This is a genomic window from Rubrivirga sp. (genome assembly GCF_049648075.1).
GTDB lineage: Bacteria > Bacteroidota > Rhodothermia > Rhodothermales > Rubricoccaceae > Rubrivirga.
The window spans coordinates 1-1,687 of sequence record NZ_JBARYR010000006.1; the positions used below are offsets into that span (position 1 = coordinate 1).

Here is a 1,687-nt window from a genome sequence, read left to right on the forward strand (position 1 = left end):
CGTCGAGGCCGAGATCGATGCGTACCGCGAGCGGTTGCGGACCTCGGCCGATAGCGTCGAGGTCGTGGACTACGGTGCCGGAAGCGACCGGCCGCCCCAGCGCGCCGTCGCGGACATCTACAAGCGCGCCGCCACCGGCCCGGCCTGGGGGCGGTTCTTGTTTGGCCTGGCGCGCGGCCTTCGTCCTCGACGTGTCTTGGAGCTCGGCACCAACCTCGGTGTCGGCGCTGCGCATTTGGCGGGAGCCCTCGCGCTCAACGAAGAGGAGGGAGGACCGGCCGGTCGGCTCGTCACCTTGGAGGGCGCACCTGCTCTGGCCTCGAGGGCGAGCGCCGGCCTCGAGGGACTGGGCCACAGCGTCGGCACGGGGAGGCGCATCGAGGTCGTGGTCGGGCCGTTCGCCGAGACCTTGCCGACCGTCCTCGAGGACGAGTACGACCTGGTGTTCGTCGACGGGCACCACCAGGCTGAGGCCGCCCTCGACTACCTCGACGTCTTGGAGCCGGCCCTGGCCGACGGCGCCGTCGTCGTCCTCGATGACGTCGAGCCGGGACGGTCTGTCAGGCGTGCGTGGACGGCGTTGCGAGCGAGCGGCCAGGCGCGGACTGGTATCTACGTGGTGAAGTACGGGATCTTTGTGCACCGACCCACCGACGCGAGGGGAGCCGCGACGGCCGCCGCGCGTGTGAGTCCTCCCGATCCGATCCGCGCCTAATCCATGCCCCTCACCGACGCCGAACTCGTCACGGCCTACCTCGACGAGGGCGACCAGCGCGCGTTCTCGCAACTGCTGTCCCGACATCAGGAGCGGATCTACAGCTACCTCGTCGGCATGGTCCGCGACCGCGACGTCGCGAACGACCTGTTCCAGGAGACCATGTTCCGGGCCATCCAGGCCATGCACCGCCGCCGCGGCTCGTACGAGAGCCAGGGGCGGTGGCTCGCCTGGACCATGCGGATCGCTCGGAACGCGGCGCTCGATTGGCTCCGCGCGAAGAAGAAGTTCAGCGATGTCGACAAGTTCAACAATGAGGACGAGGGGGCCTCGTTCTGGGACCGGCTGCCCGATACCGCACCCGACGCCGACGTGCTCCTAAACCGAGCCGGCCTGTGGAGCGAGGTCGAGGAGGCCATCGACCAGCTTCCGCCGGAGCAGCGCGAGGTCGTCCTCATGCGGCACCAGTCGGAGCTCACGTTCCGTGAGATCGCCGAACTCACCGGCGTCTCCATCAACACAGCCCTAGGGCGAATGCGCTACGCGCTGATCAACCTGCGCAAGATCCTCGACCCCGAATGGTTCGAGGGCGTGACCGCAGACGTCCCCGGCGCTCCCAAGCCGAAGGACACCGCCGCGGCGTAACGCCCGGCTCGGCTTCTGCCGATTCCTTTCACACACGAGAACGCCAGCCGTCCCGTTCGCTACGCCCGCCCACCCACCGATGTCCGACGTTACTCTCCCGCTCCGCCACGTCTACGGTGTGGAGCCGCACGAGGCCCTTCGGCCGGGCGACGCGGGGTACGGGGAGCAGGAAGCGCTCCGGGAGCTACACCGCGTCCTCGAGGCGCTGCCCCTCGAAGGCCCGTCCGATGGAGCCCTCGAGGCCGTGACGGCCCGCGCCCTCGAGCCCGGCCCACGCGTCGGCCTCGAGGCCGAGTCGGCCGCCGAGCGTGCCGTCCTCGACCAATC

The 1,687-nt window shown here is 69.7% G+C and carries 3 protein-coding genes; all 3 read left to right on the plus strand.

The features are described from left to right. On the plus strand, positions 1 to 715 hold a 715-nt coding region (locus tag WBA11_RS00205), incomplete at its 5' end, for an O-methyltransferase (protein WP_424518720.1). 3 nt (positions 716 to 718) lie between these two features. Further along, positions 719 to 1,360 (plus strand): RNA polymerase sigma factor, encoded by a 642-nt coding sequence (locus WBA11_RS00210; protein ID WP_424518721.1) that lies wholly within the window; start codon positions 719 to 721, stop codon positions 1,358 to 1,360. 79 nt (positions 1,361 to 1,439) lie between these two features. Then, positions 1,440 to 1,687 (plus strand): hypothetical protein (locus tag WBA11_RS00215; protein WP_424518722.1); only part of this gene is annotated, 248 nt, incomplete at its 3' end.